The 26,650-nt window shown below is 29.7% G+C and carries 25 protein-coding genes and 1 riboswitch; of the genes, 14 read left to right on the top strand and 11 right to left on the bottom strand.

Features of this window, described 5'->3' with window-relative positions; genetic code table 11:
* Positions 1-2: 2 nt before the first annotated feature.
* The 6 genes from DIC82_17195 (at position 3) to DIC82_17170 (ending at position 8,618) form a co-directional block, all read left to right on the top strand.
* Positions 3-1,781, top strand: coding sequence for a V-type ATP synthase subunit A (locus tag DIC82_17195; protein AWK52623.1), 1,779 nt, complete (start codon positions 3-5; stop codon positions 1,779-1,781).
* Positions 1,774-3,153 carry a V-type ATP synthase subunit B gene (locus DIC82_17190; protein AWK52622.1) on the top strand — a complete coding sequence of 460 codons (1,380 nt, stop codon included), beginning with the start codon at positions 1,774-1,776 and terminating at the stop codon, positions 3,151-3,153. The genes DIC82_17195 and DIC82_17190 overlap by 8 nt, the downstream gene beginning before the upstream one ends.
* Positions 3,154-3,156: 3 nt before the next feature.
* The gene (locus DIC82_17185) at positions 3,157-3,798 is read left to right on the top strand and encodes a V-type ATP synthase subunit D (GenBank protein AWK52621.1); all 642 of its coding nucleotides are present in this window, start codon (positions 3,157-3,159) and stop codon (positions 3,796-3,798) included.
* Positions 3,799-4,006: 208 nt separating this feature from the next.
* Positions 4,007-4,957, top strand: coding sequence for an undecaprenyl-phosphate alpha-N-acetylglucosaminyl 1-phosphate transferase (locus DIC82_17180; GenBank protein ID AWK52620.1), 951 nt, complete (start codon positions 4,007-4,009; stop codon positions 4,955-4,957).
* A 244-nt stretch (positions 4,958-5,201) separates the two neighbouring features.
* A riboswitch (SAM riboswitch) is annotated at positions 5,202-5,313 on the top strand.
* Positions 5,314-5,536: 223 nt separating this feature from the next.
* Positions 5,537-6,220, top strand: coding sequence for a methionine synthase (locus DIC82_17175; protein AWK52619.1), 684 nt, complete (start codon positions 5,537-5,539; stop codon positions 6,218-6,220).
* Positions 6,210-8,618 (top strand): homocysteine methyltransferase, encoded by a 2,409-nt coding sequence (locus DIC82_17170; protein ID AWK52618.1) that lies wholly within the window; start codon positions 6,210-6,212, stop codon positions 8,616-8,618. Before DIC82_17175 ends, DIC82_17170 begins: the two co-directional genes overlap by 11 nt.
* Before the next feature lie 264 nt (positions 8,619-8,882).
* On the opposite strand, the gene DIC82_17165 is transcribed toward DIC82_17170, so the two are convergent.
* A complete protein-coding gene (locus DIC82_17165) occupies positions 8,883-9,689 on the bottom strand; it encodes an MBL fold metallo-hydrolase (protein ID AWK52617.1) in 807 nt (268 codons plus the stop codon).
* A gap of 279 nt (positions 9,690-9,968) precedes the next feature.
* Here DIC82_17165 and DIC82_17160 point away from each other — a divergent pair, with 279 nt between their 5' ends.
* The 3 genes from DIC82_17160 to DIC82_17150 all read left to right on the top strand — a co-directional run bounded on the left by DIC82_17160 (position 9,969) and on the right by DIC82_17150 (position 11,381).
* Positions 9,969-10,502 (top strand): ECF transporter S component, encoded by a 534-nt coding sequence (locus DIC82_17160; GenBank protein ID AWK52616.1) that lies wholly within the window; start codon positions 9,969-9,971, stop codon positions 10,500-10,502.
* Positions 10,503-10,721: 219 nt separating this feature from the next.
* Positions 10,722-10,967, top strand: coding sequence for a hypothetical protein (locus DIC82_17155; GenBank protein AWK52615.1), 246 nt, complete (start codon positions 10,722-10,724; stop codon positions 10,965-10,967).
* A gap of 15 nt (positions 10,968-10,982) precedes the next feature.
* A complete protein-coding gene (locus DIC82_17150; protein AWK52614.1) occupies positions 10,983-11,381 on the top strand; it encodes a hypothetical protein in 399 nt (132 codons plus the stop codon).
* A gap of 438 nt (positions 11,382-11,819) precedes the next feature.
* On the opposite strand, the gene DIC82_17145 is transcribed toward DIC82_17150, so the two are convergent.
* The gene (locus DIC82_17145; protein ID AWK52613.1) at positions 11,820-12,035 is read right to left on the bottom strand and encodes a hypothetical protein; all 216 of its coding nucleotides are present in this window, start codon (positions 12,033-12,035) and stop codon (positions 11,820-11,822) included.
* Between the two features lie 313 nt (positions 12,036-12,348).
* Between DIC82_17145 and DIC82_17140 the strand changes: the two genes are divergently transcribed.
* Genes DIC82_17140 through DIC82_17130 form a run of 3 tightly spaced genes read left to right on the top strand, consistent with a single transcriptional unit; the run spans position 12,349 to position 14,891 of the window.
* A complete protein-coding gene (locus DIC82_17140) occupies positions 12,349-12,534 on the top strand; it encodes a DUF896 family protein (protein AWK52612.1) in 186 nt (61 codons plus the stop codon).
* Between the two features lie 20 nt (positions 12,535-12,554).
* Entirely contained in the window at positions 12,555-13,466 is a 912-nt protein-coding gene (locus tag DIC82_17135) for an HPr kinase/phosphorylase (GenBank protein ID AWK52611.1), read from the top strand.
* Positions 13,467-13,493: 27 nt separating this feature from the next.
* Positions 13,494-14,891 carry an aminopeptidase gene (locus tag DIC82_17130; GenBank protein AWK52610.1) on the top strand — a complete coding sequence of 466 codons (1,398 nt, stop codon included), beginning with the start codon at positions 13,494-13,496 and terminating at the stop codon, positions 14,889-14,891.
* 145 nt (positions 14,892-15,036) lie between these two features.
* Here DIC82_17130 and DIC82_17125 read toward each other — a convergent pair whose 3' ends face one another.
* The 4 genes from DIC82_17125 to modA all read right to left on the bottom strand — a co-directional run bounded on the left by DIC82_17125 (position 15,037) and on the right by modA (position 18,921).
* Positions 15,037-15,891, bottom strand: a complete 855-nt coding sequence (locus tag DIC82_17125; GenBank protein AWK52609.1) for a phosphatase — start codon at positions 15,889-15,891, stop codon at positions 15,037-15,039.
* Between the two features lie 223 nt (positions 15,892-16,114).
* Positions 16,115-17,161 (bottom strand): ABC transporter, encoded by a 1,047-nt coding sequence (locus DIC82_17120; GenBank protein ID AWK52608.1) that lies wholly within the window; start codon positions 17,159-17,161, stop codon positions 16,115-16,117.
* Positions 17,161-17,838: a molybdate ABC transporter permease subunit gene (modB, locus tag DIC82_17115; GenBank protein ID AWK52607.1), complete on the bottom strand. Its 678-nt coding sequence runs from the start codon at positions 17,836-17,838 to the stop codon at positions 17,161-17,163. Before modB ends, DIC82_17120 begins: the two co-directional genes overlap by 1 nt.
* A gap of 276 nt (positions 17,839-18,114) precedes the next feature.
* A complete protein-coding gene (gene modA / locus DIC82_17110) occupies positions 18,115-18,921 on the bottom strand; it encodes a molybdate ABC transporter substrate-binding protein (GenBank protein ID AWK52606.1) in 807 nt (268 codons plus the stop codon).
* Between the two features lie 227 nt (positions 18,922-19,148).
* On the opposite strand from modA, the gene DIC82_17105 reads away from it, so the two are divergent.
* Positions 19,149-20,114, top strand: a complete 966-nt coding sequence (locus DIC82_17105; GenBank protein ID AWK52605.1) for an excisionase — start codon at positions 19,149-19,151, stop codon at positions 20,112-20,114.
* A gap of 268 nt (positions 20,115-20,382) precedes the next feature.
* Here the strand turns inward: DIC82_17105 and DIC82_17100 are convergent, their stop codons facing one another.
* On the bottom strand, positions 20,383-21,972 hold the full coding sequence (locus DIC82_17100; protein ID AWK52604.1) for an asparagine synthetase B: 1,590 nt from the start codon (positions 21,970-21,972) through the stop codon (positions 20,383-20,385).
* 566 nt (positions 21,973-22,538) lie between these two features.
* Positions 22,539-23,018 (bottom strand): hypothetical protein, encoded by a 480-nt coding sequence (locus DIC82_17095; GenBank protein AWK52603.1) that lies wholly within the window; start codon positions 23,016-23,018, stop codon positions 22,539-22,541.
* A gap of 200 nt (positions 23,019-23,218) precedes the next feature.
* Between DIC82_17095 and DIC82_17090 the strand changes: the two genes are divergently transcribed.
* Positions 23,219-24,241 (top strand): pyruvate kinase, encoded by a 1,023-nt coding sequence (locus DIC82_17090; protein AWK52602.1) that lies wholly within the window; start codon positions 23,219-23,221, stop codon positions 24,239-24,241.
* An 87-nt stretch (positions 24,242-24,328) separates the two neighbouring features.
* Here DIC82_17090 and DIC82_17085 read toward each other — a convergent pair whose 3' ends face one another.
* Genes DIC82_17085 through DIC82_17075 form a run of 3 tightly spaced genes read right to left on the bottom strand, consistent with a single transcriptional unit; the run spans position 24,329 to position 26,381 of the window.
* Positions 24,329-24,823, bottom strand: coding sequence for a hypothetical protein (locus tag DIC82_17085; protein ID AWK52601.1), 495 nt, complete (start codon positions 24,821-24,823; stop codon positions 24,329-24,331).
* Between the two features lie 50 nt (positions 24,824-24,873).
* The gene (locus tag DIC82_17080; protein ID AWK52600.1) at positions 24,874-25,476 is read right to left on the bottom strand and encodes a molecular chaperone DnaJ; all 603 of its coding nucleotides are present in this window, start codon (positions 25,474-25,476) and stop codon (positions 24,874-24,876) included.
* Entirely contained in the window at positions 25,476-26,381 is a 906-nt protein-coding gene (locus tag DIC82_17075) for a hypothetical protein (protein AWK52599.1), read from the bottom strand. Before DIC82_17075 ends, DIC82_17080 begins: the two co-directional genes overlap by 1 nt.
* Positions 26,382-26,650 lie beyond the last annotated feature (269 nt).

Below are 26,650 nucleotides of genomic sequence, written 5' to 3'. Positions count from 1 at the left end.
AGGTGAAAACCGGAAAAATAATTAAGGTTTCAGGACCTTTAGTAATTGCTGAAGGTATGGATGAAGCTAATATATATGACGTTTGTAAGGTTGGACAAAGTGGACTTATCGGTGAAATCATCGAAATGAGAGGTGATAAGGCATCAATCCAAGTATATGAAGAAACATCAGGAATAGGGCCTGGAGATCCAGTTACAAGCACTGGAGAACCACTAAGCGTTGAACTTGGACCAGGACTTATTGAATCAATGTTTGATGGAATACAAAGACCACTAGATGCATTTATGGAGGCAGCTCAGTCTAATTTCTTAAAAAAAGGTATCTCAGTTCCATCATTAAATAGAACTAGAAAATGGGGATTCAAAGCAACTGCAAAGGTTGGAGATAAAGTATCTCAAGGATATGTTATAGGAACAGTTCAAGAAACAGCAGTTGTTTTACAAAAAATAATGATACCAATCGGTATTGAAGGTAAGATTAAAGAAATCAAAGATGGAGATTTTACAGTTACTGAAACTATATGCGTTGTTGAAACTGCAAATGGTGATAGAAAAGTAACTTTAATGCAAAAATGGCCAGTAAGAAAAGGTAGACCATACGCAGCAAAAATCAATCCAGTTGAACCAATGCTTACAGGACAAAGAGTTATAGATACTTTCTTTCCTGTTGCGAAAGGTGGAGCAGCTGCAATTCCAGGTCCATTTGGAGCTGGTAAAACAGTTACTCAACATCAAATTGCTAAATGGGGAGATGCGCAAATAGTTGTTTATGTTGGTTGCGGAGAACGTGGTAATGAAATGACAGACGTTTTAAATGAGTTCCCAGAACTTATTGACCCTAAGACTGGTGAAAGCTTAATGAAGAGAACTGTTCTTATAGCTAATACTTCAAATATGCCAGTTGCAGCTAGAGAAGCTTCAATATATACAGGTATTACAATTGCTGAGTACTTCAGAGATATGGGATATTCAGTATCAATCATGGCAGATTCAACTTCGAGATGGGCAGAGGCTTTAAGAGAAATGTCTGGTAGACTTGAAGAAATGCCTGGGGATGAAGGATATCCAGCTTATCTTGGATCAAGACTTGCTGAATACTATGAAAGAGCTGGAATGGTTAAATGCTTAGGTAATGATAAAAGAACAGGATCGATTACAGCAATTGGTGCGGTATCGCCTCCAGGAGGAGATATTTCAGAACCAGTTTCACAATCAACACTTAGAATTGTAAAAGTATTTTGGGGACTAGATGCACAACTTGCTTATCAAAGACATTTCCCAGCAATTAATTGGTTAAGTTCATATTCATTATATGCAGATACGGTAGATAAGTGGATGAATGAAAATGTTGCAGAAGACTTTGGGAGCTTAAGATTAGAAGCTATGACTTTGCTTCAAGAAGAGTCTAGCCTTCAAGAAATTGTAAGACTTGTTGGTATTGATGCTCTTTCAGAACAAGATAGATTAAAACTTGACGTTGCTAAGTCTATAAGAGAAGATTATCTGCAACAAAACAGTTTCCACGAAGTTGACACTTACACATCATTAAATAAGCAATATAGGATGTTAAAACTTGTTATGGGATATAAAAGAGAAGCTCAAAGAGCGCTTACAGCCGGAGTTTACTTAAAGGATATTTTAAATCTTGAAGAGCTAAAAGATAGAATTGCAAGAAGTAAATATGTACACGAAGATGATTTAGATAAGATTGATCAAATTTTTGTGGATTTAAAAGTTGCAATTGAAGATCTTATAAGTAAAGGAGGGGTAACAAATGATTAAAGAGTATAGAACTGTTACAGAAGTTGTTGGCCCTTTGATGATTGTTGAAGGTGTTGAAGGTGTTAAATATGATGAACTAGTGGAAATAGAACTCCAAACTGGTGAAATGCGGCGAGGTAAAGTTCTTGAAATTAATGGATCAAAAGCAATGGTTCAAATATTTGAAGGATCTACTGGTATAAACTTAAAGGGAACTAAAGTTAAATTCTTAGGTAAGCCACTTGAAATTGCTGTATCTGAAGATATGTTAGGTAGAGTTTTCGATGGGATGGGTAGAGCTAATGATAATGGTCCAGATATAATACCAGAAAAAAGATTAGATATAAATGGTGAAGCTATTAATCCTGTGGCTAGAGATTTTCCATCAGAATTTATTCAAACAGGAGTTTCAGCTATTGATGGACTTAATACATTAGTTAGAGGTCAAAAGTTACCTGTTTTCTCAGCATCAGGACTTCCTCATGCACAACTTGCAGCACAAATTGCAAGACAAGCAAAAGTTTTAAATTCAGATTCTAAATTTGCAATTGTATTTGCAGCTATAGGTATTACTTTTGAAGAAGCTCAATTTTTCGTAGATGAATTTAAATCAACAGGTGCTATAGATAGATCAGTTCTATTTATGAACCTTGCATCTGATCCAGCTATAGAAAGAATAGCTACACCAAGAATGGCACTTACAACAGCTGAATATTTAGCTTATGAAAGAGGAATGCAAGTTCTTGTTATAATGACTGATATTACAAATTATGCGGAAGCATTAAGAGAAATTTCAGCGGCTAGAAAAGAAGTTCCAGGACGTCGTGGATATCCAGGATATTTATATACTGACCTTTCTACATTGTATGAAAGAGCAGGAAGAATAAGAGGTAAAGAGGGATCAATAACTCAAATTCCAATACTTACAATGCCTGAAGATGATAAAACTCATCCAATTCCAGATTTAACTGGATATATTACAGAAGGTCAAATCATCCTTTCAAGAGAATTATATAAGAAGGGTATAATGCCTCCTATAGATGTTTTGCCATCACTTTCAAGACTTAAAGATAAGGGTATTGGTAAGAACAAGACTAGAGAAGATCATGCAGATACTATGAATCAATTATTTGCAGCATATTCTCAAGGTAAGCAAGCTAAAGAATTATCAGCAATCTTAGGGGAATCAGCTTTATCAGATACTGATAAAAAATTAGCCAAATTTGCAGAAGCTTTTGAAGAAGAATATGTGTCACAAGGCTTTAATACAAACAGAACAATTGAAGAAACTCTAAACTTAGGATGGAAATTATTAAAGATGATTCCAAGATCTGAGCTTAAGAGAATCAGAGATGAATATCTTGAGAAATACATGCCAAGAGAGGAAGAATAGTCTATGGCAAAGTTAAACATCAATCCTACTAGAATGGAACTCTCTAAATTAAAAAAGACATTGCAAGCGTCAACTAGAAGTCATAAACTTTTAAAAGATAAACAAGATGAGTTAATGAGACAATTCATTAATCTTGTTAAATATAACAATAAACTAAGAAAAGAAGTGGAAGAACAATTGCAAAGTTCACTAAAAGATTTTGTTATGGCAAGAGCTGTAATGAGTTCTGAATTCTTAGAAGAAGCTATTGTTTATCCTAAAGAACATATTACAGTTGAAGTTAAAGAGAAAAATATAATGAGTGTATCTGTTCCGGTAATGAATTTCAAGAGACAGTTTGAAGGAGATGAAGGAAGCATATATCCTTATGGATTTGCGAATACCTCTTCAGAGCTTGATGATACGCTTTCTAAACTATATGGAATTCTTCCACAGCTTCTAGAACTTGCAGAAGTGGAAAAATCTTGTCAACTTATGGCTGATGAAATTGAGAAGACTAGAAGACGAGTAAATGCTCTTGAATATAGAACAATTCCAGATCTTCAAGAAACTATAAAGTATATTAGAATGAGATTAGATGAAAATGAAAGAGCGGCTACAATTAGATTGATGAAAGTTAAGAGCATGATTGAACAAAGAGGTTAATTCTCACTTGAAAAGGTTGTTGTAAAATGATTTTTAAAGATAATTTTACGGCAACTTTTTTTATTTAAAGTGAAATATTATATTCAAACTTTAATAAATTTGTAATTGATATAAAATATCTTTAATAGTATAATCATATAGGAAGTAAACCAAAGTGGAAGAGTTGGATATAATTTACTGCCATAGACTTAACTAAGGAGTAGGAAAGATGGATTATATATTAGCAATGATAGTTTCACTTTTAATTGCACTAATTACCATGCCATTTCTTATGAAACTAGCTAACAAATTGCATTTTACAGACAAACCCAATAAAAGAAAGCAACATAAAAGGGCCACCCCATTGTGTGGAGGGATAGCTTTATATATTGGTTTTTTTACCTCTTATTTTATATTTGTAAGAGATGATTTAAATCAACAGATAACTGTATTTATAGCAGCAACTATGATTGTCTTAATTGGATTAATAGATGATTGGTATAAAACAAAAGGAAAAGAGTTTCCTATATTCCCTAGACTGGTTGTTCAATTATTTTCAGCAATTTTAGTATTTAAGGCAGGTATTGTTTTTGTAGGATTTACTAATCCTATTACAGGTAATTTTACTGAGTTAAATCAGACAATACAATTTGGGCTCACAATAACTTGGATATTCGGTGTAACAACTGTAATAAATTGGTCTGATGGAATGGATGGGTTAGCAGGAGGATTATCTTTAATATCAGCTATAACATTTTTTTTAGCAGCAATAATATTAAATCAATCTGAATCAGCATTAGTATCAATAATATTAACTGGGGCTATTTTAGGTTTTTTATATTATAATAAATATCCGGCAAAAGTATTCATGGGAGATTCAGGAGCAAATTTATTAGGATTTATTTTGAGTATTACAGCATTGGATGGTGCATTTAAACAAGCAACTGTTATGAGTTTATTTATACCAATACTTGCTTTGGCTGTACCGATATTTGACAATTTATTTGTTATTTTCAAGAGATTTTCAGAAGGAAAACCAGTATATCAAGCAGATAGAAGTCAAATACATTTTAGGTTGGAAGAAAAAGGTTTTTCTACTGTTCAAGTTATAAATTACATAATGTTAATAAGCTTTATGTTTAGTGCGATTTCTATAGTTTTATTATTATTAAAAAGATGAGGAGTTAACTAATTTTGTTAGTTAACTTTCTTTGAAAAGTGATTTAGTGTGAATCACTTACTCAGGCAAGGTTTGTGAGTCAAGTTTCTTTTATCAAGATGGGGAAAAATGTTATGAACTTCTATTATTTAGCTTTTACTGAGCATCTAGGTAATGATAAAAACATGGTTTAATAACAGAGATTAAAGTCAGAATAAAATCTTTACAAATGAAATTTTATAATATATAATAAATTAAATATAAGAACTTATCAAGAGTGGTGGAGGGACTGGCCCGAAGAAACCCAGCAACCGATGTATTTTTATAAAAATATATATGGTGCTAAATCCTGCAGTGTAAAAACTGGTAGATAAGGTGTTTAAAAGCTTTTATAAGCCTAAAGGAATACCTTTAGGCTTTTTTGGTTACACAATAATCTTAAAATATTATAATAATGAGGGGAGTAGATATAAGAAGAGTAAAAGTTATAGAAAAAAAACTCAAAGTGAAGGTTTACTTATGGAAATTTAATTATCAATTTGATTTAATAGGTGCAACTTAGGTGTTGGGGATCTATATAAATAAGGTGGTGAGTGATGTATGGATGCTTTTGAACTTGAGATAAATAAAGAAGAGGTACTTAGATACCTTGGTTACAAAGGTCAAGACATAGATGAAAATCTATGTAATACTATTGAAGAATGTAGAGAAGAAATAAAAAAAGTAATAACACCTAGAGTTGTTTATAGTTATAAAAATATAAAGTTAAGCGATGATGGAGTAGAAGTTATTACTACAAATTTGATTTTAAAGGGTAAAGATATTAAAGAGCATTTAAAGAATTCAAGAGAATGTGTATTAATGGCAGTGACACTAGGCAATGAGGTTGAAAAAAGAACTAGACTATATGAAAAAACTAATTTAACAAAAGCACTCATATTAGATGCTTGTGCTACAACAGCAGTAGAAGAAGTTTGTGATATATTAGAAAATGATGTTAAGGAAAAAGCTATTTTAGATGGAATGAATATAACATTTAGATATAGCCCAGGTTATGGAGATTTGCCTTTAGATGTTCAAAACAGTTTCTTAAGGACACTCGAGGCTCAAAAGAAAATAGGACTTACAGTATCAGAAAACAATTTGTTATTTCCGAGGAAATCTGTTACAGCAATAATAGGAATAGTGAATGGTGGAATTGAAAAGAAGAAAAAGAGCTGCAAAGAATGTAGTAATTATGAAAATTGTAGCTTTAGAAAAGAGGGCGAAAGTTGTGGGGCTTAAGGAATATATAAAAGATAACATATTAATATTTGACGGAGCAATGGGGACTATGCTTCAAAAAAAAGGTTTAAAGCTTGGAGAGAATCCAGAAGTTTTAAATTTAAATGAACCATCTATAATAGAAGAAATTCATAGAGAGTATATAGACAGTGGAGCAAATGTAATAACAACTAATACCTTTGGAGCAAATGAACTTAAATTAAAGCTTTGTAATTTAGAAGTTGAAAAAGTTGTAGATGCTGCTGTAGAAATTGCTAAAAAGGCAAAGGGTATTGGTAATACATATATTGCTTTAGATATTGGACCAATAGGAGAACTTCTAGAACCTATGGGAACTCTAAGCTTTGATAGAGCTTACGAAATTTTTAAACGTCAAGTGGTTCAAGGTGTTAAATCGGGAGTAGATTTAATTTTACTTGAAACTATGACTGATTTATATGAACTTAAGGCAGCAGTACTTGCTGTAAAGGAAAATTCGGAATTACCTGTATTTTGTACAATGACTTTTGAAGAAAATTCCCGAACATTTACAGGTTGTTCTCCCGAAGCTATGGTACTTGTACTAGAAGGTCTGGGAGTAGATGCACTTGGAGTCAATTGTTCGCTTGGACCAAAACAATTAAAACCTATTATTGAAGGAATATGTAGCTTAGCACATATTCCTGTAATGGTTCAACCTAATGCGGGACTTCCAACATTATCAATAGGAAATGAAACAAAGTATGATGTTACAAAAGAAGAATTCGCAGATACTTTATGTAGTTTTATTCATTCTGGTGTTAGAGTAATTGGTGGTTGTTGTGGAACAACTCCAGATTATATAAGAGAATTATGCCTTAGAGTAAAAGATAAAAAGCTTGAGAGAGTAGAAAATAGTAATTATTCTGCAATTTGTACACCATCAAAAGTTGTAAGAATTGATGGAGTAAGAATTATAGGGGAAAGAATTAATCCAACTGGTAAGAAACTATTTAAAGAAGCATTAAAAAATGAAGATTTAGATTATATTCTAAAACAAGCTATTTCTCAGGTTGAAGCTGGAGCGCATATTTTAGATGTTAATGTAGGATTACCTGAAATTGATGAGGCTAAAATGATGCATAAGATAGTTAAGGAAATACAGGGCATAATGGATACTCCTCTTCAAATAGATTCCTCAGATACTGAAGCTATAGAAACTGGTCTTAGATATTATAATGGAAAACCTATATTAAATTCTGTGAATGGAGAAGAGAAGGTTTTAGATAAAATACTTCCTTTAGTTAAAAAATATGGAGCAAGTGTTGTTGGATTAACTTTAGATGATAAAGGGATTCCACCTAAAGCAGAAGAAAGATTTGCAATAGCAGAAAAGATTGTAAATAGAGCGGCAGGATATGGAATAAAGAAGGAAGATATATTCATTGATTGTTTAGTACTCACGGCATCAGCACAGCAAGAAGAAGTTCAAGAAACACTAAAAGCTGTAAGAATGGTTAAGGAAAAATTAGGGGTTAAAACTGTACTTGGAGTTTCAAATATATCTTTTGGACTTCCAAATAGAGAATTAATAAATGAAACCTTTTTAGCATTAGCACTTGCAAATGGCTTAGATTTACCTATAATGAATCCTAATGCAAATGGAATGACTCGCGTAATACATTCTTATAATGTTTTATACAATCACGATAAGAGTGCAGAAGTTTATATTGAAAATTATGCTAATATTGACTTGAATAGAGAAGTTACCGTTGCTTCCAATAACAAAAATTCAAATAATGTAGATGATTCTAATTCAGAGCATGATTTGAAATATATAGTTGTTAAAGGGTTAAAGGAAGAAGCAAAACAAGCAACTATAGAGCTTTTAAAGGAATATAAAGAACTTGAAATAGTTAATGAATTTTTAATTCCAGCCTTAGATGTAGTAGGAGATAAGTATGAAAAGGGAGAACTATTCTTACCACAATTAATACAAGCTGCTGAAACTGTAAAAAATGCATTTACTGTTTTAAAAGCTGAAATAGCTAAGAGTAATTCTGAGTCTATATCAAAGGGCAAGATTATCGTAGCAACTGTAAAAGGTGATATTCATGATATAGGAAAGAATATAGTAAAAGTTATTTTGGAAAACTATGGATATGAAATGATAGATTTAGGAAAAGATGTACCTATTGAAACTGTTGTTTCAGAAGTGAAAAAGCATAATGTTTCTTTAGTTGGATTAAGTGCTCTTATGACAACAACTGTTAAAAGCATGGAAGAAACAATAAAAGCTTTAAGAAAAAATGGATATGCGGGCAAAATATTTGTTGGCGGAGCGGTACTAACACCAGATTCAGCGGAGAGAATAGGAGCTGATTTCTATGCAAAAGATGCAAAAGAGTCAGTAGAAATTGCAAAAAAAATATTAGGGTAGTATTAAGTGTAGTGTATAAACTACCGAAATGAAGGTCATGCATTTGTTAGGTTTACGGAGTATTTAACTGTGAATTTCTAGCAGTAGAAGTTGTCCCCATTTCTGCATGCTCCTGAGGCAAACTCAGGACAATCGGAAATGGAACAACTTCTACTTAAGAAATATCTACAGCTAAATACTCTGATGGAAAACCTCCGCAAAATCATGACCTTCATTTCTGGTTTTATATACATTTGAGCATAATTTTAAATAGACATTAGGAATCTATACCAGGTCTATTACATCTAAATCATCAGGCATATAGATATTGCCATCAAATTCCTCTTTGCCTTCAGCTATATATAAATCTTTTCTATTTTCTAAATTTTTATCTTCAGTATGATATAAAATAATATTTTTTACATTAAGTTCTTTAGCGTTTTTACATGCATCTTTTGCTGTAGCATGATGTTTTTCATAAGGTTTAAATATTTCTCTTTGAGAATAAAGACAAAATGCTTCGTGAAATATATAATCTACATTTTCACTATAAATTTTTACAGTTTCTCTGTAAGGTTCATCGCCTAAAAATGTTAAAGATTTACCATTTGATAATATTGTTTTAAATCCATGTTGAAGATCTTTAGTACTATGTATATCAAAAAAAGTCGTAGTTCTATTTAATATGGTAGTTGTATAGTTGTCCTCAATTCCATTAAATAAGATTCTAGTATCAAACAACTTTAAGAATTTCTTTTGAAGAACAAAAGAACAAATTGCTCTTATTGCAGTAATTGAAGTTTCATGACAATAAATATTTAAGTTTCCAGTATATTTATTATTTAATATACTTTGAGCTACAGCACGAATAACCCAAACACTGCCTAATATATGATCATTATGATTATGTGATATGAACATATTATGTATTTGATTAATAGATATGTTTGATTTCTCTAAATTAGATAGTATGGTATTACCTCCACCAGCATCTATAAGGAAATGTTCATCATTTCTTGATAAAGTTAAACATGTATTGTAACACTTTGTAACCATAGCAGAACCAGTGCCGAGTATGTTTATTTTTTCCATTTTACGATCTCCTTAGTATATATGTGTAGCATATGCTAAACGTATTTGTTTCACTTATTCTATGAATATATTACATAAAAATAATGTGATCTATAATCTTTTATATAATTTAATTAAGACAACTATATTATAAAAGCAGTGTGCTGTAAATACAACATTATAAAAGTTTTTAAATTTAATTTTCGCATATTATACATAATTTTTGGGTGGAATGTTTACTTGGTGGTATAAATAATGTATACTAGTGTATATACAGTTAAGAAGGGGGAAGTAAAATAAATGAATAATAAAATTAGACAGATGGTATATGCTGGGTTACTTACAGCGCTCGCAATTATAATTCCTATTCAATTTGGATTCTTAAAGATTATTGTTCCACCATTTACAGCAACACTAGCTGCACATGTACCGATGATGTTAGCAATGCTTATATCACCAGCTGTAGCAATTGTAGTTGGAATTGGATCTACAATTGGCTTTTTGATATCGGGAACACCAGCGCCTGTAGTAGCAAGAGCAGCTACACATATTGTTGTAGGGTATGTTGGAGCAAGAATAATTATGAAAAATAAAAGCTATACTAAAGCAGCCATTATTACAGCGCCTATTCATGGAATATTAGAAATGTTAGTTGTAATACCTTTTATAGGGTTTAATGTTTATCAATTATTAATAGTAACAGCTGTTGGAACAATATTACATCACGGTGTTGATAGTATGATATCATATGCAATAGTGAAAGCAATGGCAAAAGCAAGAAATAAAAATATTTATAATGTGTTTGGAGAATTTAGAACTCAGAAAGCATTATAGTTGCCAAAAATAAAAAAACTTATATAACTCTCAAAATTGAAAAGTTCACTGCAATATTAGAAATGCAGTGAACTTTTTTACAATTTTTACTTGTTACTTTCATTTATATGCCCAAAAGTTAAAAAATAATTAGAAATTGTAGAAAAATATTAAAAAAATATAGACAAAAATATGAAATATCATATAATAAAGTTAGAAATAAAAAATGAGGTGAACGTTTTGGAAGAAAAAGAAGTAATGTCATTTAGAGATGAAGATGGAAATAAAGTTGATTTTGAGGCAATAGCAAAGATTTATTTAGGAGAACAAGGCTATTTATTATTATCACCAATAGGTGAAGAAAATGAAGACATGTTTGCTTTTAGAGTAGATATAGATGAAAACGGCAATGAAGAATTAAATGCTGTAGAAGATGATAAAGTGTTTGAAGAAATAAAAAAAGAATACAAAAAATTATTGTACTAAGTAGGGGTGAGATTAATGAAGAGTTCAGAAATAATAAACTATTTAGAAGATAATGATTTAGCAGACATAGAAGAAATAAAACAAAAAGGTAATTATACAATAATAAGATTTTATTATGACTTTGATAAAGAAGAATTAAGTTCAGCAAAAACTTATTCAACTGAAGAAAGTGATTTTGAACCAGAAAGTGATGAATGGTATAATGAATATTATATTCCGTATTTAAGAGATATTGCAGTAGATAATGTAGAATCAATCATTGAGGATATAATGGAGGAATTTGAAATAGAAGCTAAGTATAAAGAACTTGGAATGGAAAATGGAGATGCTAGTTATTTCAAGTTTATAGCATCTTTTTCTGATGAATTAACTGATATAGAAATGGAAGATATTTTAAACGATTACTATGAGTAAAAACCTCATGTTAAAATATTCTTGAAAATATAAAAAGTTATGATATAATTAACTTATAGTATTCCTGAGATGTACGAGAAAGCTTATGATATTCAACCTACATGACATTATCGGGATTCGCAATACATTCATAAATGTCGGGCTTCATTTAATCACTTAGTGTGACAGAAGAGGACAGGAGTGAATTGAGCTTAACCCACCTGCGAGGCGCAGGTATTGAATATATAAGTGACGGCATGTTGGGAACTATAGTTGAATTCAACACCTCAGTAATGAGGTGTTTTTTTACGCATAAGAAAAATACACAATCTTGAAAATTGAGCAAATTTGTTTTTCGGGATTTAATTGAAGTAAGTTATAGCAGAAAGTTTAAAGTTTATTATCTTGAAGTGCTATGACGTAAATATTATTATTTATATTTAGAATAAAATATTTACTCTAAGCAGCTATCTCTTTAATAGATTTGGAATTATGTTGTTTATAATTATATGCAGAAAGTAATTCTTTTTGATATAAAACAATATGTTTGTCCAAATTTTGAGATAAGATAATTATAAATTTATTTCTTGGTGAAAAGAACAATAATAATAAATTAAGAAAATCTTTCCTAAATAAGATATTGCATTTAAGTTTCGCTAGTACCAAAAATTTCATAATTACACCTCGTTTTTCTTATTTAGTCGTTACCATGTATTTATTATAAACAAGAAAGTAAAATTTGTAAAAATATTTCATATTACAATAAATGACAAAAGCTTGCATAAAAGTGGAACAAAACGGTTTTAAATATATTTTTCTATCTATTGTATTCCGAATAAAAAACAAAAATGTATATATTTTACAAGACAAGTGTTCGACATAAATTTATAAGAAAACAAGTGATGTCGAAAATTTTAATGTTGATTATATCATTTTAAATGGTAAAATAATTTATATAAATAGATGGAATGGAAAGGATGAAAATATAATGGATGTTCAAAAGATAAAAATAGAGGATGTTGTTGAAAAGATTAATTTATTATACAAAATTAGTAAGGAAAGGGAACTTACAAAAGAAGAAAAAGAGTTACAAGAAAGTCTTAGAAAAAGATATATAGATAATGTTAAAAGAAATTTCAGATCACAACTAGAGGGGATAGAACCTAAAAAATAGAAAAAAGGGTGATAAAAAAGGTGGGAGTTTTAGTTAAAAAACTAATAGATGATCTAAATCTAGAAGTATTAGTGGAAGGTAAAGAAGATGTAGAGATTTCAGTAAATGATATAAATAGGCCGGGACTACAATTATCAGGTTTTTATAATTACTTTGCTCCTGAAAGAATCCAAGTTATTGGAAAAGCAGAGTGGAGTTTCTTAGATTATATGCAAATAGAACTTAGAAAAAAGAGAGTGAAAAAGTATTTTAGCTTCGATATAAATTGTTTGATTATAACTAGAGGATTAGAACCACATCCTGAATTTATTAAAGAAGCAAAAAAACATAAGATATGGTTTGTTAGAAGTAATCTAGTGACTACACAGTTTATAAGTAAAACAACAATATATCTAGCAGATAAACTTGCACCTGAAACAAGATTACATGGTGTTTTAGTAGATGTTTCTGGTATAGGTATATTAATTACTGGTGAAAGTGGAATAGGAAAAAGTGAAGTTGCATTAGAGTTGATAAAAAGAGGACATAGACTTGTTACAGATGATGCTGTTGATATAAAAGAAATAGATGGACAATTAATAGGACGATCTCCTAAAATAACTATAGGTATGTTAGAGGTGAGGGGAATTGGGATTATTGATGTAACAACACTGTATGGATTAAGTTCAGTAGTTCAGCAGAAAGAAATAAAATTAGTTATGCATTTTGAACATTGGAAAGATGATAATGATTATGATAGATTAGGAATTGATAATGAATATATGAACATACTAGGAAGTGACGTGAAAAAGTTAACTGTGCCAATTAGGCCAGGTAGAAACATTGCAGTTATTATAGAAGCAGCAGCAGTTAACTATAGATATGCACTAATGTCTAAAATTACACCGGTTGATGTAATAGAAAATAGAATGAATGATCTTAATGGAATTTAGAAATTCTCAAAAAAAGGAGTAATAATTATGAAAAATGAAGAAAAAGAATTAAACAAGAATGCATGGAGTAAATATAATGATAAACAGGTTAAAGAGGTTTTTGAATTTTGTGAAGGATATAAAAATTTTATGTCCACATGCAAAACAGAAAGAGAATGTGTTAAAGAAGCAATAAAGTTAGCAAAAGCAGAAGGTTATAAGGACATAGAAGATTTTCTACGCGATAACAAAAAATTACAACCAGGAGATAAGGTTTTCGCAAATAATAAAGGGAAAACAGTTGCCTTATTTATTATAGGAAAAGAATCAATGGAAAATGGATTAAAGATACTTGGAGCGCATATTGATTCACCAAGACTAGATTTAAAACAAAATCCACTTTATGAAGATAGTGAATTAGTATTACTTGATACACACTATTATGGTGGAATTAAAAAATATCAATGGGTTACTCTACCTCTAGCACTACATGGAGTAGTGGTAAAGAAAGATAAAACTGTAATAGATATTTGTATTGGTGAAGATGAAAGTGATCCTGTTGTTGGAGTATCTGATCTTTTAGTTCATTTAGCTGGAGAACAAATGGGTAAAAAAGGTGACAAGGTAATTGAAGGTGAAGATCTTAATGTATTAGTTGGAAGTATGCCATTGAAAGAGACTAAAAAAGAAGCTGTTAAGGCTAACATCTTAAAAATACTTAAGGAAAAATATGATTTTGAAGAAGAAGACTTTTTATCGGCTGAAATAGAAATTGTTCCAGCAGGAAAAGCTAGAGATTATGGATTAGATAGAAGTATGGTTATGGCTTATGGACATGATGATAGAGTATGCTCATATACTTCACTATTAGCTATGTTTGAAATAAAAGAAACAGATAAGACTTGTTGTTGCCTTTTAGTTGATAAAGAGGAAGTAGGAAGCATTGGAGCTACAGGAATGCAATCAAGATTCTTTGAAAATATAGTTGCAGAAATTATTGATAGAGTTGAAGGGTATTCAGATCTTAAATTAAGAAGATGTCTTACTAATTCAAAGATGCTATCATCAGATGTTAGCGCAGCTTTTGATCCTAATTATCCATCTGTAATGGAAAAGAAAAACGCAGCATTCTTTGGTCACGGTATGGTATTTAACAAATATACTGGAGCTAGAGGAAAATCAGGTTGTAATGATGCTAATGCTGAATATATGGCAGAGCTTAGAGCCATAATGGAAAAACATGATGTTTCAATTCAAACAGCAGAACTTGGAAAGGTTGATGTTGGTGGTGGTGGAACTATTGCTTACATCTTAGCTCAATACAATATGGAAGTAATAGATTGTGGAGTTGCTCTTCATAATATGCATGCTCCATGGGAAGTTGCAAGTAAAGTTGATATATTTGAAACAATGAAAGGCTATAGAGCTTTCTTAATAGAAGCATAGAAAATTACTATATACGGTTAATATATAGTATGAGAAATATATAATATGAAGAATATGTAACAAAAGAGATATTATACAATGACTTAATAAAGTTATTATATAATATCTCTTTTTACATTAGAACTTAAAAGTATTATGTATAATATTATTCTTGGGAGTTAGGTTTTAGTGGTATATTTAAGGTTGAAAGTAATTTTGATAAATATTCGTATGGAAGTTCCATAGAACCAATATCACCATGACGAGTATCTGCCTTTAAATTGCCATGAAAATCAGAACCACAAGAAATTAACAAATTATTTTCATTAGCTAATTTTAAAAAATTATCATTTTCCTCATTTGTGTTTTGATAATAAATAGATTCTATGCCATCAAAATTCATATCTAAAAGCTCATCTATATTAGAATTTAAAATTAATTTAGGATGAGCTAAAAATACAAGAGCATTATATCTTTTTAAAAGTTTTAATCCATCACTAGTAGATAATTTTAAAGTGGGAACATAAGCTTTACAATCTTTACCGATAAATTTATTGAAAATCTCGTCAAGAGTATAAGGATAGTCACAATTAATTATTTCTCTAGCAATGTGTGGTCTAGCAATAGTGTCTTTAGCGTCCTTAACAATTTTTTCAAAGCTAATTTCTATATTAAAATATTCTTTAAGTTTATGTATTATTTTTTTTGCCCTAATAATTCTATGATTTTTAATTTTAATTAATTCTTCTATAAGTTCTTGATTTTTAAAGCTGTCATCTTTAAAAAAGCCTAAAATATGTATACTCTCATTATTATGCTGGGTTGATAATTCAATCCCTGGAATTAAAGTGATATCATATTTAAGACTTTCTTTAATAGCTTCATTTAATCCATTTAGAGTATCATGATCAGTTATAGATAAGTATTTAACATTATTTTTATAAGCTCTTTGAATAACTTCTGTAGGGGTGAGAACTCCATCTGAAGACGTGGTATGAATATGAAAATCTACTTTAAGCATATAATACACCCTCCAATTGTAAAATTATAATATTATAATACCATGAATTAGTAGATAAAAGTATAGGAAGTAGTCACATAAAAAAATAACCGATATTAACACTATTTATATCAATGAAAGAAAAAAATTACAATATAAATACTTGAGTAGATAGTTTTTATAATAAATTGAGTAGCTGGAGCAGATATGTGCATTAAGTTACATTCTAGCAATATATTTATGTTTAAAAATAGAACATATTGTCTTGTGGAAAAGTTAAGTAGACTGTATCTTTTAAAGAAAATTTCATATTCTTCTTTTCAACCTTATATTCTATTATATTAGCTAAGTGATTAGTATAATTTTTCATGTAAATAGTAAATTCAAATGGATTTTCTATAATATTATCAATTATATAAGGAAAAGTATTTACGGTATTATCATTTGCACATACTTCAATATCATGAGCTCTTATACAAATATATTGAACATTTTCAGAAACTTCATTATTAACAATATACTCATGTCCCCAATTTTCAGCATAAATAGTATATTTACCAGTCTTTTTAGCCTTTGATATGTTTTTACAACCTGTTAAAGTTGTTTCAGAGAGGTTTTTAGGATTCTTAAATAAATCTTTCTTTTCTCTTTTTTCTAAAGAAACTCCATTTTCATAAACAATTATGTCATCACAAACTCTATAAGCTTCAGCTATATCATGAGTGACAAAAATAACATTACCACTATAATCTTTTAATATAGACATTAACTCTTTTTCTAAATTATTTCTTAAATGTTGATCCAAAGCAGAAAAGGGCTCATCTAAAAGTAAAATTTCTGGAGAGGTTATAAGTGCTCTAGCTAGAGCTACTCTTTGTTGCTGCCCACCAGATAATTGCCAAGGATAATGTTTCTCAAGGCCTTCAAGACCTAGCCTTTCTATGTATTCTTTGCTTAATGATTTCTTATCTCCATTTTTCATATTAGAAATTCCTATTTCAATATTATCAATTATATTCATATTAGGAAATAAAGCATAATTTTGAAACAGGTAACCCATTTTTCTTTTTTGAGGACTTAAATTAATAGCTTTCTCACTATCAAAGAAAATTTTATCATTTACAATTATTTTTCCTTTAGAAGGAGTAACTAAACCAGATAAGCATTTTAGACTCATACTTTTTCCAGAGCCAGATGCTCCTAAAAAACCTAAAATGCCACTTTTATGTTCAAAATTAACCTTTAAATCAAAAGAGGGAAGATGTTTTTCTATGTTTATATATAATGACATTATTTAGTCCTCCTTCCCATAAGTTTTAGTTGTACTTCTGACCAATAGTTTAATATTAAAATTAAAAATAACGATAGTGCAACAATTATAACAACCCAGAGCATAGCTTTCTTCATATCGCCACCTTCAGCAGCAAAGAATATAGCAAGAGGCATGGTTTGTGTTCTTCCCGGAATATTACCAGCTATCATGAGTGTTGCTCCAAATTCTCCCATAGCTCTTGCAAAAGATAGAACCAGACCACCTATAATACCTGGCATAGCTAAAGGAATGGCAATTTTATAAAAAATCTTAAATTCACTGAGACCAAGGGTTCTAGCTACAGAAATTATATTAATATCTATTTGCTCAAAAGCAGAACGCGTAGTTCTATACATCATTGGAAATGAAACTACTATGGCGGCAAGTACTGTGGCAGCCCAACTGAAAATTAAAGAAGTATTAAAAAGTTCTAATAGTTTACCAATAGGACCATTTTTACCACAAATTACTAATAAAAAGAACCCTACAACAGTTGGAGGAAGGATTAAAGGTAAAGTAAATAATCCATCAATTAGTCCTTTAGATTTTCCTTTGAAATTTGACATCCAATAAGATATTAAAATACCTAAAAAGAAGGTTATTATTGTTGCAATAGTTGCTGTTTTTATTGAAATCCATAAAGGTGTATAATCCATATTAATTTCTCCTCGTATAAAATTTATTTTAAAATGAAATTGTTAACCTACAAATAAGTATATAATATAAGGCACCTTGAAAAAACAAACAGAGTATCTCTAGTCTGTTATTTTCTTCCCTGTGCCTAAATTGGAAATTGTATATTTAAAGCAAATCCGATTTGCATGCGCTCACTAGGGAAGTTCTAGAACCCAATTGTAAAATGTCCACAAGGGGAAAGTTCTGATGACCAAATATAAAATTTGGAGCATCACTTTTGGATTTTCACTTATCACTTATGCTATACCATAACCATATTTTTCAAATATTATTTTGCAAGTATCTGTAAATAAGAAATCTTCAAATGCTTTTGCGACATCTGGATTTTTACTAGCTTTAATTACTCCTACAGGGTATGTTATAGGTGAGTGCGTGTCATCAGCTATTGTCTCAATAATCTTAACATCTTTACTACTTAGAGCATCACTTTTATAAACAAATCCCACTTCAGCATTTCCAGAAGCGGACCAGGCTAGTACTTCTTTTACATCCTTAGCAAAGACGAGTTTTGATGTTATAGCATCTTTAATACCAAGCTTTTGAAAAACTTCATCAGCATATTTTCCGGCGGGAACACTTTTTGGTTCTCCGACAGCAATTTTTTTAACTTTATCACTAGTTAAATCGGAAAGGCAAGTCAAAGTTGTGTCTTTTGAACCAACTAAAACTAGATCATTTTTAACTAAATCTTTTTTAGTATTTTCAAGAAGTAAAGATTTATCGTCTAAGGCCTTCATTTGACTTTGACCAGCTGAAATGAATATATCACAAGGAGCTCCTTGTTCTATTTGTTGCTGAAGAGAACCAGATGCACCAAAATTAACAGTTAGCATTACATTTGGTGTTACCTTATTAAATTCAGTTTCTATGTCTGCCATCGCTTCTTTTAAGCTAGAAGCAGCAGAAATATTTAGTTCTATTTGAGACGCTTCATTTACTTTAGTTTGTGTATTAGTACCATTTGTTGAACTATTGCAACCAATTAGAGATAAGCATAGAGCTGTTGAGGTTATTAAACATATAAATAATGTTCTTGTTTTCATAAAAATCACTCCAATCCAATTTTGGTTTATATAAAATATTGATAAGAAAATGAAGTGTAATTAAACTGTTTTGTTATGTTTTGTACTGTTTAAGTTATATTAGAACCAATATTAACATGTTTTGTAATGAAATGCAATAAAATATATTAACATTTTATAGAAACAACTTATAAATAATGTTAAAATTATAGCTATACTAATGATTAGTATAAAGGAGGTTATATTTTATGGACTCAGAACAATCATTAACGGCACTACAAGTTGCAGAACTATTAAAAATAACTAAAAACACAGTGTATGAATTAGTAAAAAGGGGAGAATTACCTGGATATAAAGTAGGAAAAAAGTTAAGAATAGATAAATATGATGTTGAAAGTTATATAAATAATCAAAAGATAACCAAAAGTAATAATATACAACTTAAAAGCTTAAAAGATGAACCATTAAAAGAAGAAACTTCAAATAATATTAAAAAATTAGATAATCTAAGTGACATTATAATATCAGGACAAGATGTGATTTTAGATGTTTTAGCAGAAAAGATTAAAGAGAAAGCTAATGATATAAGAGTGTTAAGATCTAATGTTGGAAGTTATTCAAGTCTTTATGATTTATACAATGATAAAATTTCTATTTCATCAGCACATTTATGGGATGGAGACACTAATGAATATAATACTGCTTTTGTTAGAAAAATGCTCCCGGGGATATCATGTTTACTTGTAAATTTAGCCTATAGAACTGTTGGTTTTTATGTAGCTAAAGGAAATCCATGCAAGATAAATACATGGAAAGATCTAAGTAAACAAAATATATCTCTAATAAACAGAGAAAAAGGTTCTGGAATAAGAATTTTATTAGATGAAAAATTAAGGTTAAATAATATAGATAGAGAACAAGTAAATGGATACAATATAGAAAAACAATCCCATGCAGCAGTAGCAAGAAGTATTGCTAGAGGTGAGGGGGATGTTGGAATAGGAAATGAAAAGGTTGCATCTCAATTAAGTGAAATTGACTTTATACCACTTCAAGAAGAAAGATACGACTTAGTTATAAGAGAATCTGATTTAAAATATCCAATATATAAATTAATCATAAATACTACACAAAGTGAAGAATTTAAAAAAGAAATTGAAAGTTTAGGTGGATATGATTTAAGGGATATTGGTAAAATACTTGCCAAAACTTAGATAATAATATAATATTTTTTGTGCAAAGATGCAGTAACTTTACTGTGTCTTTTTTGTTAGGCATATGAAGAAAATAGCAGGTCAAGGATGCGATGTATGTTTTGCGTAAGACAAGGAGGTATGTTTGCCTAAGGGCGGACTATTAGGTAAACATGCCGATGAAGTGCAAAATATACTAGCATACTGACTTGCTATTTTTGAATATTCATTATATAAAAATATTAAATTAAGTTAGTTTTATAAAGGCGTGAGATATTTATTATCTTAATTATTTACCGCTGCCACCATAATTTGATAATACTCTGGCACTAGGATCATTTACGTTACAGCCTTCCCACTCTTTGTTAGGCATCCAAAAGTCTGCTATCATTTCTGCTTGTCCTGGATAGTATTTTTCAAAGGTTTCTCTGTATAATAATGATTCCTTTGTGAATGGTTTAGCGTGATATTTATATTTTTCACATAGTATTTCAAATTCATCATCAGAATAGCATGTTTCTGCATATTCCTTTAAATGATCTACCATAGAATGTCCTACAGCATCGCTAAATGCTGCCTTCTCACGATATAAAATGTTATTAGGAAGATAATCGCCTTCAAATGCATGTCTCAAAAGGTATTTACCCATGTTATATGTGTTTAACTTCGTTTCAGGATCAATGGCCATAACATATTTTACAAAATCCAAATCACCAAAAGGCACTCTTGCTTCCAAAGAATTTGAGCTGATACAACGATCTGCACGAAGTACATCGTACATATATAGTTCACGCATTCTCTTTTGTGATTCCTTTTGGAATTCTTCCGCACTTGGAGCAAAATCTGTATATTTATAGCCGAATAATTCATCTGAAATTTCGCCAGTTAAAAGAACTCTTACATCTGAAATTGCATGTAATTTCTTGCAAATCAAATACATTCCCATGCTCGCTCTTATTGTGGTAATATCGTATGTTCCAAGAAGTTTAATAACCTCATCAAGTGATTCAAGAACTTCTTCTTTTGTCATATATATAGTAGTATGATCGCTATGTATGTAATCTGCAACTTCTTGTGCGTACTTTAAGTCAATTGCATCTTCAGTCATACCTATGGCAAATGTTTTAATTGGTTTTTCAGGACAGATTTTCTGTGCAACAGCACATACTAATGAACTGTCTAATCCACCACTTAACAAGAAACCTACAGGAGCATCAGCATCCATACGTTTATCTATACCAGCTACCAATTTGTCATGAATTTCTTTGCAAATAACTTCTAAATCATCCTTGCAATATTCACCCTCTGTTACTGTAATATCCGAGTAGCAAGTAAATTTACCATCAGCATAATAATGTCCAGGTGGGAATGATATAATCTTGTCTGTAAGTCCGATTAAGTTTTTAGCTTCACTTGCAAACATGATTTTACCTGATTCTGAATAGCCATAGAATAGAGGACGAATTCCAATTGGATCTCGTGCTGCAATGAAACTGTCTTTTGTTCCATCATAGATGATAGCTGCATATTCTGCGTCTAATTTTGAAAACATGTCTAATCCATATTCTAAATACATAGGAAGTAATATTTCGCAATCACTATCGGAAATAAACTTATATCCTTTTTCTATTAGTTCATTTTTGATTTCACGGAAACCGTAAATTTCACCGTTACAGATGGCTGCATCTGTTTTTCGTGTGAATGGCTGCATTCCGCCAAAACTTAAATCCATAATAGCAAGTCTTTGGAACCCTAAAATACCTGATGGTAAAGTGAGAATCTCAGTCATATCTGGTCCTCTCGACTCCGTTCTTTGTAATGCCTCCGCAAATTGTCCATGTTTCATGTCTGTTCCTGTATAACACATAATTGTACACATAATAATAGCCTCCTTCAGATATAAAAATAGCGTCGATTCATCTTAAATAATAGGACGAATTGACGCTTATCCGCGGTGCCACCTAATTTACCATATTGGTCTCTTTCCAGCTACTACTGGTATCCAAATAACGCATGGAATACGACGCACCTACTTTATCTACATTTGTTTCAAACTTTTGGTTTAAAGAACATTTTGCAAATATTTCAGTTTGCAGCTCCGGAGTGTTATTCAAAAAAAACTCTGCCACTAGGTTTACACTATCCCCAATTCACTGTTGGTGAAATTTCTTTTTACTTGTCTCCATCATTGCTTTTACTTTAATAAAACTTATTGTAAACTGGGTACAATCTTTTGTCAATACTTTTTATCTAAGTTGTTAATTACTGCTGAAATGTTTCTTGATAATAAGTATGCCAAAAGTGCATTAATTTTTTTATGAAGGTTTCTTTAAAAACTAGATAAGTTGTCATAAAGATTTTAATATTAGTGATATTAAATAAAATAGGCAAACATATTAACTTGCTATTTTTTGAATATTTTATAAATGATGATATTACTAGAGTTTACTTAGCTGAAGGTTTATTAGCAATGTGATTACAAAAATCAAAAAGATTATATCCTAAAGGTAACCCCTTAATAGAGATGACATCTTCCTTATAATTTCCATCCCATGGAGAAATAGAGATAATAGAATCATTAAAAATTTTAATTAAGTATTTATCATCGTTAAAAACTATCTTTAATCTAAAAGGTTCTTTAATATCAACTTGATCATCAAAATAATTATCAGAACTTAGAGAAGATATAAAATTTTCAATTATGAGATTTTCTTCACTTGGAACCTCTATTTCTTTGTATATATTAGTATCAAATACATAAAGAGAAAAAGTTTCATTATTTAGAATTTTATTTTTAAGTTCATCAGTATAATAATGATTATTTGGTTTAGCAGAAAAGTTTATGTATTTAGGGTTTTCAAAGGTACAACCATTTAAAGTAGAGAGTAATAGTAAAAGTATAAAAATTAAATTTAATTTTTTCAAATAAAACACCTCCTAATAACATTTATTACATTATATACATTTAAATAACAATAAATCAGTAGCGTAGTATATCTTATGTATTATGCCTTATATAAATTTATTCATAGAGTGATTTTTTAGAACTTTCAATTAAAATAGTAAGTGATAATTTAGAACATTTTATAATATGATACATAGTAAGGATAAATTTGGAGGATAGTATGTATATAATAGGGACAGTAGGGCCAAATGTAAAAGATAGAACTGTACTCAAGGGAATAATAGATAATGGTGTAAATGCATTGAGATTTAATTTTATACATGGAAGCGAGAAAGAATTTGTAGAATTTTTAAAAATAGCAAAAGAAATAAATAATGATATAGAGATAATACTAGATCTTTCAGGAACTAAGATTAGAGTGTCTAACAATTTTGAATATATATACAAAGTTTATGATGATGAAGAAATTTATTTTTGTGGAGAAGATAAATATGATGAAATAAAAAATAATATAAACAGAATAAAAATTAAGATAATCCCATTAAATATAAAAAATAAAATTTTAAATCAAAAATTTTACGACCAAATAGGAATAAAAGATAATACCATGCTTTTCAATGTTATAGATAGGAGAAATGGTCTTATTAAGGCCGTTACAGTAAGAGGAGGGATTGTCAGAAAGGGAAAGGGTTGCAATATAAAAGGTCTAGAGAGAAAATTAATTTTATTAAGTGAAAAAGATAAGAATGCTATAATATGGGGGATAAATAATAATGTAGATATAATATGTCAATCATTTGTTGAAGAGAAGGAAGACATTAGAGAGATAAAATCATTTTTAAATGATAGAATTTCCAATGAATATAAACCTAAAATTTGGGCAAAGATAGAAACTCTAAATGGGATAAATAATATTAAAAGTATTTTAAGTGAAGCAGATGGAATTATTATAGGTAGAGGAGATTTGATCCCAGAAACATCAATAGAAGATACACCAATTTATGAAGAACAAATAATCAACGAGGTGAGTAAGGATAAAGAAAAAGATATAATTATAGGAACCCATCTTTTTAATAGCATGAAAAATGGCAAAATGCCATCAATTTCAGAAGTTGAGAGTATATACTTTTTTATAAAAGCGGGTGCTACAGGCTTTCTTTTAGCTGGAGAGACATCTGTAGGAAAAGCACCTGTAAAAACAGTTGAATTTCTAAATAATCTAATTTCAAAATATAAATATTAATTAGAATAAGCGTATTCCCAAAAAACAAGTCAGTATGTTGCAAAGAATACTTTACAACATACTGACTTGCTATTTTATTGCACATGCTTAAAGAATCTTATGAAATCTCTTGAGAAAAAATGATATAACTAAAGTTAGTGCATAGTCATAAATTAAGAATACTATTTGAGCAGCTAACCATAAAGCCCATAAAGGGAAATTAGGAGATGAAATGCCTAAAAAGCTTTTAGCAATTAAGTAAATTATAAATAGTAATATATTAAATGCAATTAGCTTTAATAATAATTCTAAAGGGATGTTTTTAATTTTTTCTATAAGGCATTTTATTATTCCATATACTCCAAAAAACAATGCATAGTAAATGGCAATATTAAGTTGAACTAAAAATAAACTAAGGACACTTGAGGCAATATAAACTAATATTGCATTTTTTATTGAAGTTCTTATAATAGATATTGGAATTAAGCAAGAAGCAACTGTTAATATTGATAATGTACTTATTGGAATAATAGAAGTAGCATAAAGTATTACAAGAGTTAAGGCTACTAATAGTCCACTTTCAGCAATATATTTTGATTTCATAAAGTATTCACCTCTTTCTTAAATGCAAATTATTATTTTTTTGATTGTGCCTAACAACAACCGATTAAATCTCCACCGGCACATTCACACAAGCTATCTAAACACCAAAGGTTCATACAACAGTTGCACATATCAGCATTGTTATTGTTGGTAGTTCTAAAATAAGGATTAGAATATCCATTACCTCTTTGTCTTAAAGAATTTAGACCTTGTCTGTATTCAAAATTATTTGGATCCATATTAACAGCTGTAGTCATATGTTCAAGAGCAGAATCAAACCAACCTTTGTTAAGAAGTACTGCACCATATAAATAGTGCCATTCTGCATTTCTGTTATTAATAGAATTTAATTTATTTTCAGCAACTGCATAATTTCCAGATTGAATAAATCTTCGTATTTCTTGGAAATCAGAAGAACTACTGTAATTAGAAGTTTTACTAGAACTGTTAGAATTATAATTATTGTTCCCAGAATTTTTAGTTAAGCTTTCATAAGCTTCATTAATTTCAATCATTTTGTCTTCAGCTAAATTTTTCAATGGATTATCAGTAAACTTATCAGGATGATATTGCTTGATAAGTTTTCTATAAGCACTTTTTATTTCATCTTGGCTTGCACCAGGCTTTACACCTAATACTTCATATGGATTCATTATAAATCGCTCCTTTTAGTTTCATTTGTACTTTCTGGATTTTTAGTAACATTTACATATTTATCCATTAAGCCGAGTTCAATTATGTTATATAGTATATCTTTATTTCTATTAAGTTGCAATTTATCTAAGTTTTCTTTGCAACTATACCCACAATTTAAAATAGTGAATTCGATTTTAGGTTTGATAAATTCTATGAATTTATCATATCCTAGTAAATCTTTATTATATAAAAAATCTATTGGATTAAACTTTTCTTTTTCCATATCAGATTTTAAATCATCTAAGGCATCTATTAGATAAATCCATTTTCCTATGTAATATCCTAAATTGTATAAAGTATTTCTTAGTTCTATGCAATCATCTCTTAATTCGTAAGGATAATCACGGAGGATTAAACCAACTAAATTACTAAAAGGATCACATATTTCATCTATAGAAGTAAAAGATTTATTATCTTCTAATATAGAAAGATTGTTTAAGCATTGCTTGATATTATTATTTATTTCAATTATTGAAACTCCGAATTTTCTTTTATAGGGTGATAAAACAACAGAAAAAAATTTACTTTTTAAATTCTTATCATCATGTGCGTCATCTAATAATTTATAATAAAATAAAGATATATTCATAGCAGCTGCATAGGACAAAGCTTTATTATTAGCTATTACAGTCTTTTTTTCAGTAGGGTGAAGTGAACATCTATGTATAGAAACTTCTAATTCTTCTGGGTTTAATGCATCTAATAATAATCCTAAAAAAGTCATATCATAATTTAGAGACATTCGTGGGATATTACCAAAATCTTTTTTTATGTGACAACATAATCCACAATAATAGCATTTAAATCTAGCAAAATCCTTTACTTTCATTTCTGCTTTTAGTGGAGTAACATATCCAAACAATAAAAACACTCCTTATCAAGTGAAACTTGAATCAGATGAGGTTTAATCTGCATCCGAATCTTAACTTATAAACCATAAGGTCGCAATGCACCAATCTAGAGGTACATACTAACCACAAGGCGAACTTAGTAATTTTAATTATTATAATGTACCCTTGGGGGCATAATATACAAAAATTAACTGCCATTTATTAGACGAGTGAAGTGAGTAGTGCATTAGTGACAGTTAGCTATAAAAAATTTAGCATATATTTATTATACAGTAAATTT

The sequence above is a fragment of the Clostridium beijerinckii genome (genome assembly GCA_003129525.1).
GTDB lineage: Bacteria > Bacillota > Clostridia > Clostridiales > Clostridiaceae > Clostridium > Clostridium beijerinckii_D.
Note: the sequence above shows the minus strand (reverse complement) of the source record. Positions and strands in the feature narration are given on the sequence as shown.

Excerpts from the sequence above, each read along its gene's own strand:
- DIC82_17160 (AWK52616.1), top strand. The coding sequence starts at position 9,969 with ATGAATAATAAAATTAGACAGATGGTATATGCTGGGTTACTTACAGCG.
- DIC82_17125 (AWK52609.1), bottom strand. The coding sequence starts at position 15,891 with ATGCTTAAAGTAGATTTTCATATTCATACCACGTCTTCAGATGGAGTT.
- DIC82_17140 (AWK52612.1), top strand. The coding sequence starts at position 12,349 with ATGGATGTTCAAAAGATAAAAATAGAGGATGTTGTTGAAAAGATTAAT.
- DIC82_17100 (AWK52604.1), bottom strand. The coding sequence starts at position 21,972 with ATGTGTACAATTATGTGTTATACAGGAACAGACATGAAACATGGACAA.
- DIC82_17165 (AWK52617.1), bottom strand. The coding sequence starts at position 9,689 with ATGGAAAAAATAAACATACTCGGCACTGGTTCTGCTATGGTTACAAAG.
- DIC82_17090 (AWK52602.1), top strand. The coding sequence starts at position 23,219 with ATGTATATAATAGGGACAGTAGGGCCAAATGTAAAAGATAGAACTGTA.
- DIC82_17085 (AWK52601.1), bottom strand. The coding sequence starts at position 24,823 with ATGAAATCAAAATATATTGCTGAAAGTGGACTATTAGTAGCCTTAACT.
- DIC82_17130 (AWK52610.1), top strand. The coding sequence starts at position 13,494 with ATGAAAAATGAAGAAAAAGAATTAAACAAGAATGCATGGAGTAAATAT.
- DIC82_17180 (AWK52620.1), top strand. The coding sequence starts at position 4,007 with ATGGATTATATATTAGCAATGATAGTTTCACTTTTAATTGCACTAATT.
- DIC82_17190 (AWK52622.1), top strand. The coding sequence starts at position 1,774 with ATGATTAAAGAGTATAGAACTGTTACAGAAGTTGTTGGCCCTTTGATG.
- DIC82_17175 (AWK52619.1), top strand. The coding sequence starts at position 5,537 with ATGGATGCTTTTGAACTTGAGATAAATAAAGAAGAGGTACTTAGATAC.
- DIC82_17120 (AWK52608.1), bottom strand. The coding sequence starts at position 17,161 with ATGTCATTATATATAAACATAGAAAAACATCTTCCCTCTTTTGATTTA.
- DIC82_17145 (AWK52613.1), bottom strand. The coding sequence starts at position 12,035 with ATGAAATTTTTGGTACTAGCGAAACTTAAATGCAATATCTTATTTAGG.
- modA (AWK52606.1), bottom strand. The coding sequence starts at position 18,921 with ATGAAAACAAGAACATTATTTATATGTTTAATAACCTCAACAGCTCTA.
- DIC82_17150 (AWK52614.1), top strand. The coding sequence starts at position 10,983 with ATGAAGAGTTCAGAAATAATAAACTATTTAGAAGATAATGATTTAGCA.
- DIC82_17080 (AWK52600.1), bottom strand. The coding sequence starts at position 25,476 with ATGAATCCATATGAAGTATTAGGTGTAAAGCCTGGTGCAAGCCAAGAT.
- DIC82_17185 (AWK52621.1), top strand. The coding sequence starts at position 3,157 with ATGGCAAAGTTAAACATCAATCCTACTAGAATGGAACTCTCTAAATTA.
- modB (AWK52607.1), bottom strand. The coding sequence starts at position 17,838 with ATGGATTATACACCTTTATGGATTTCAATAAAAACAGCAACTATTGCA.
- DIC82_17105 (AWK52605.1), top strand. The coding sequence starts at position 19,149 with ATGGACTCAGAACAATCATTAACGGCACTACAAGTTGCAGAACTATTA.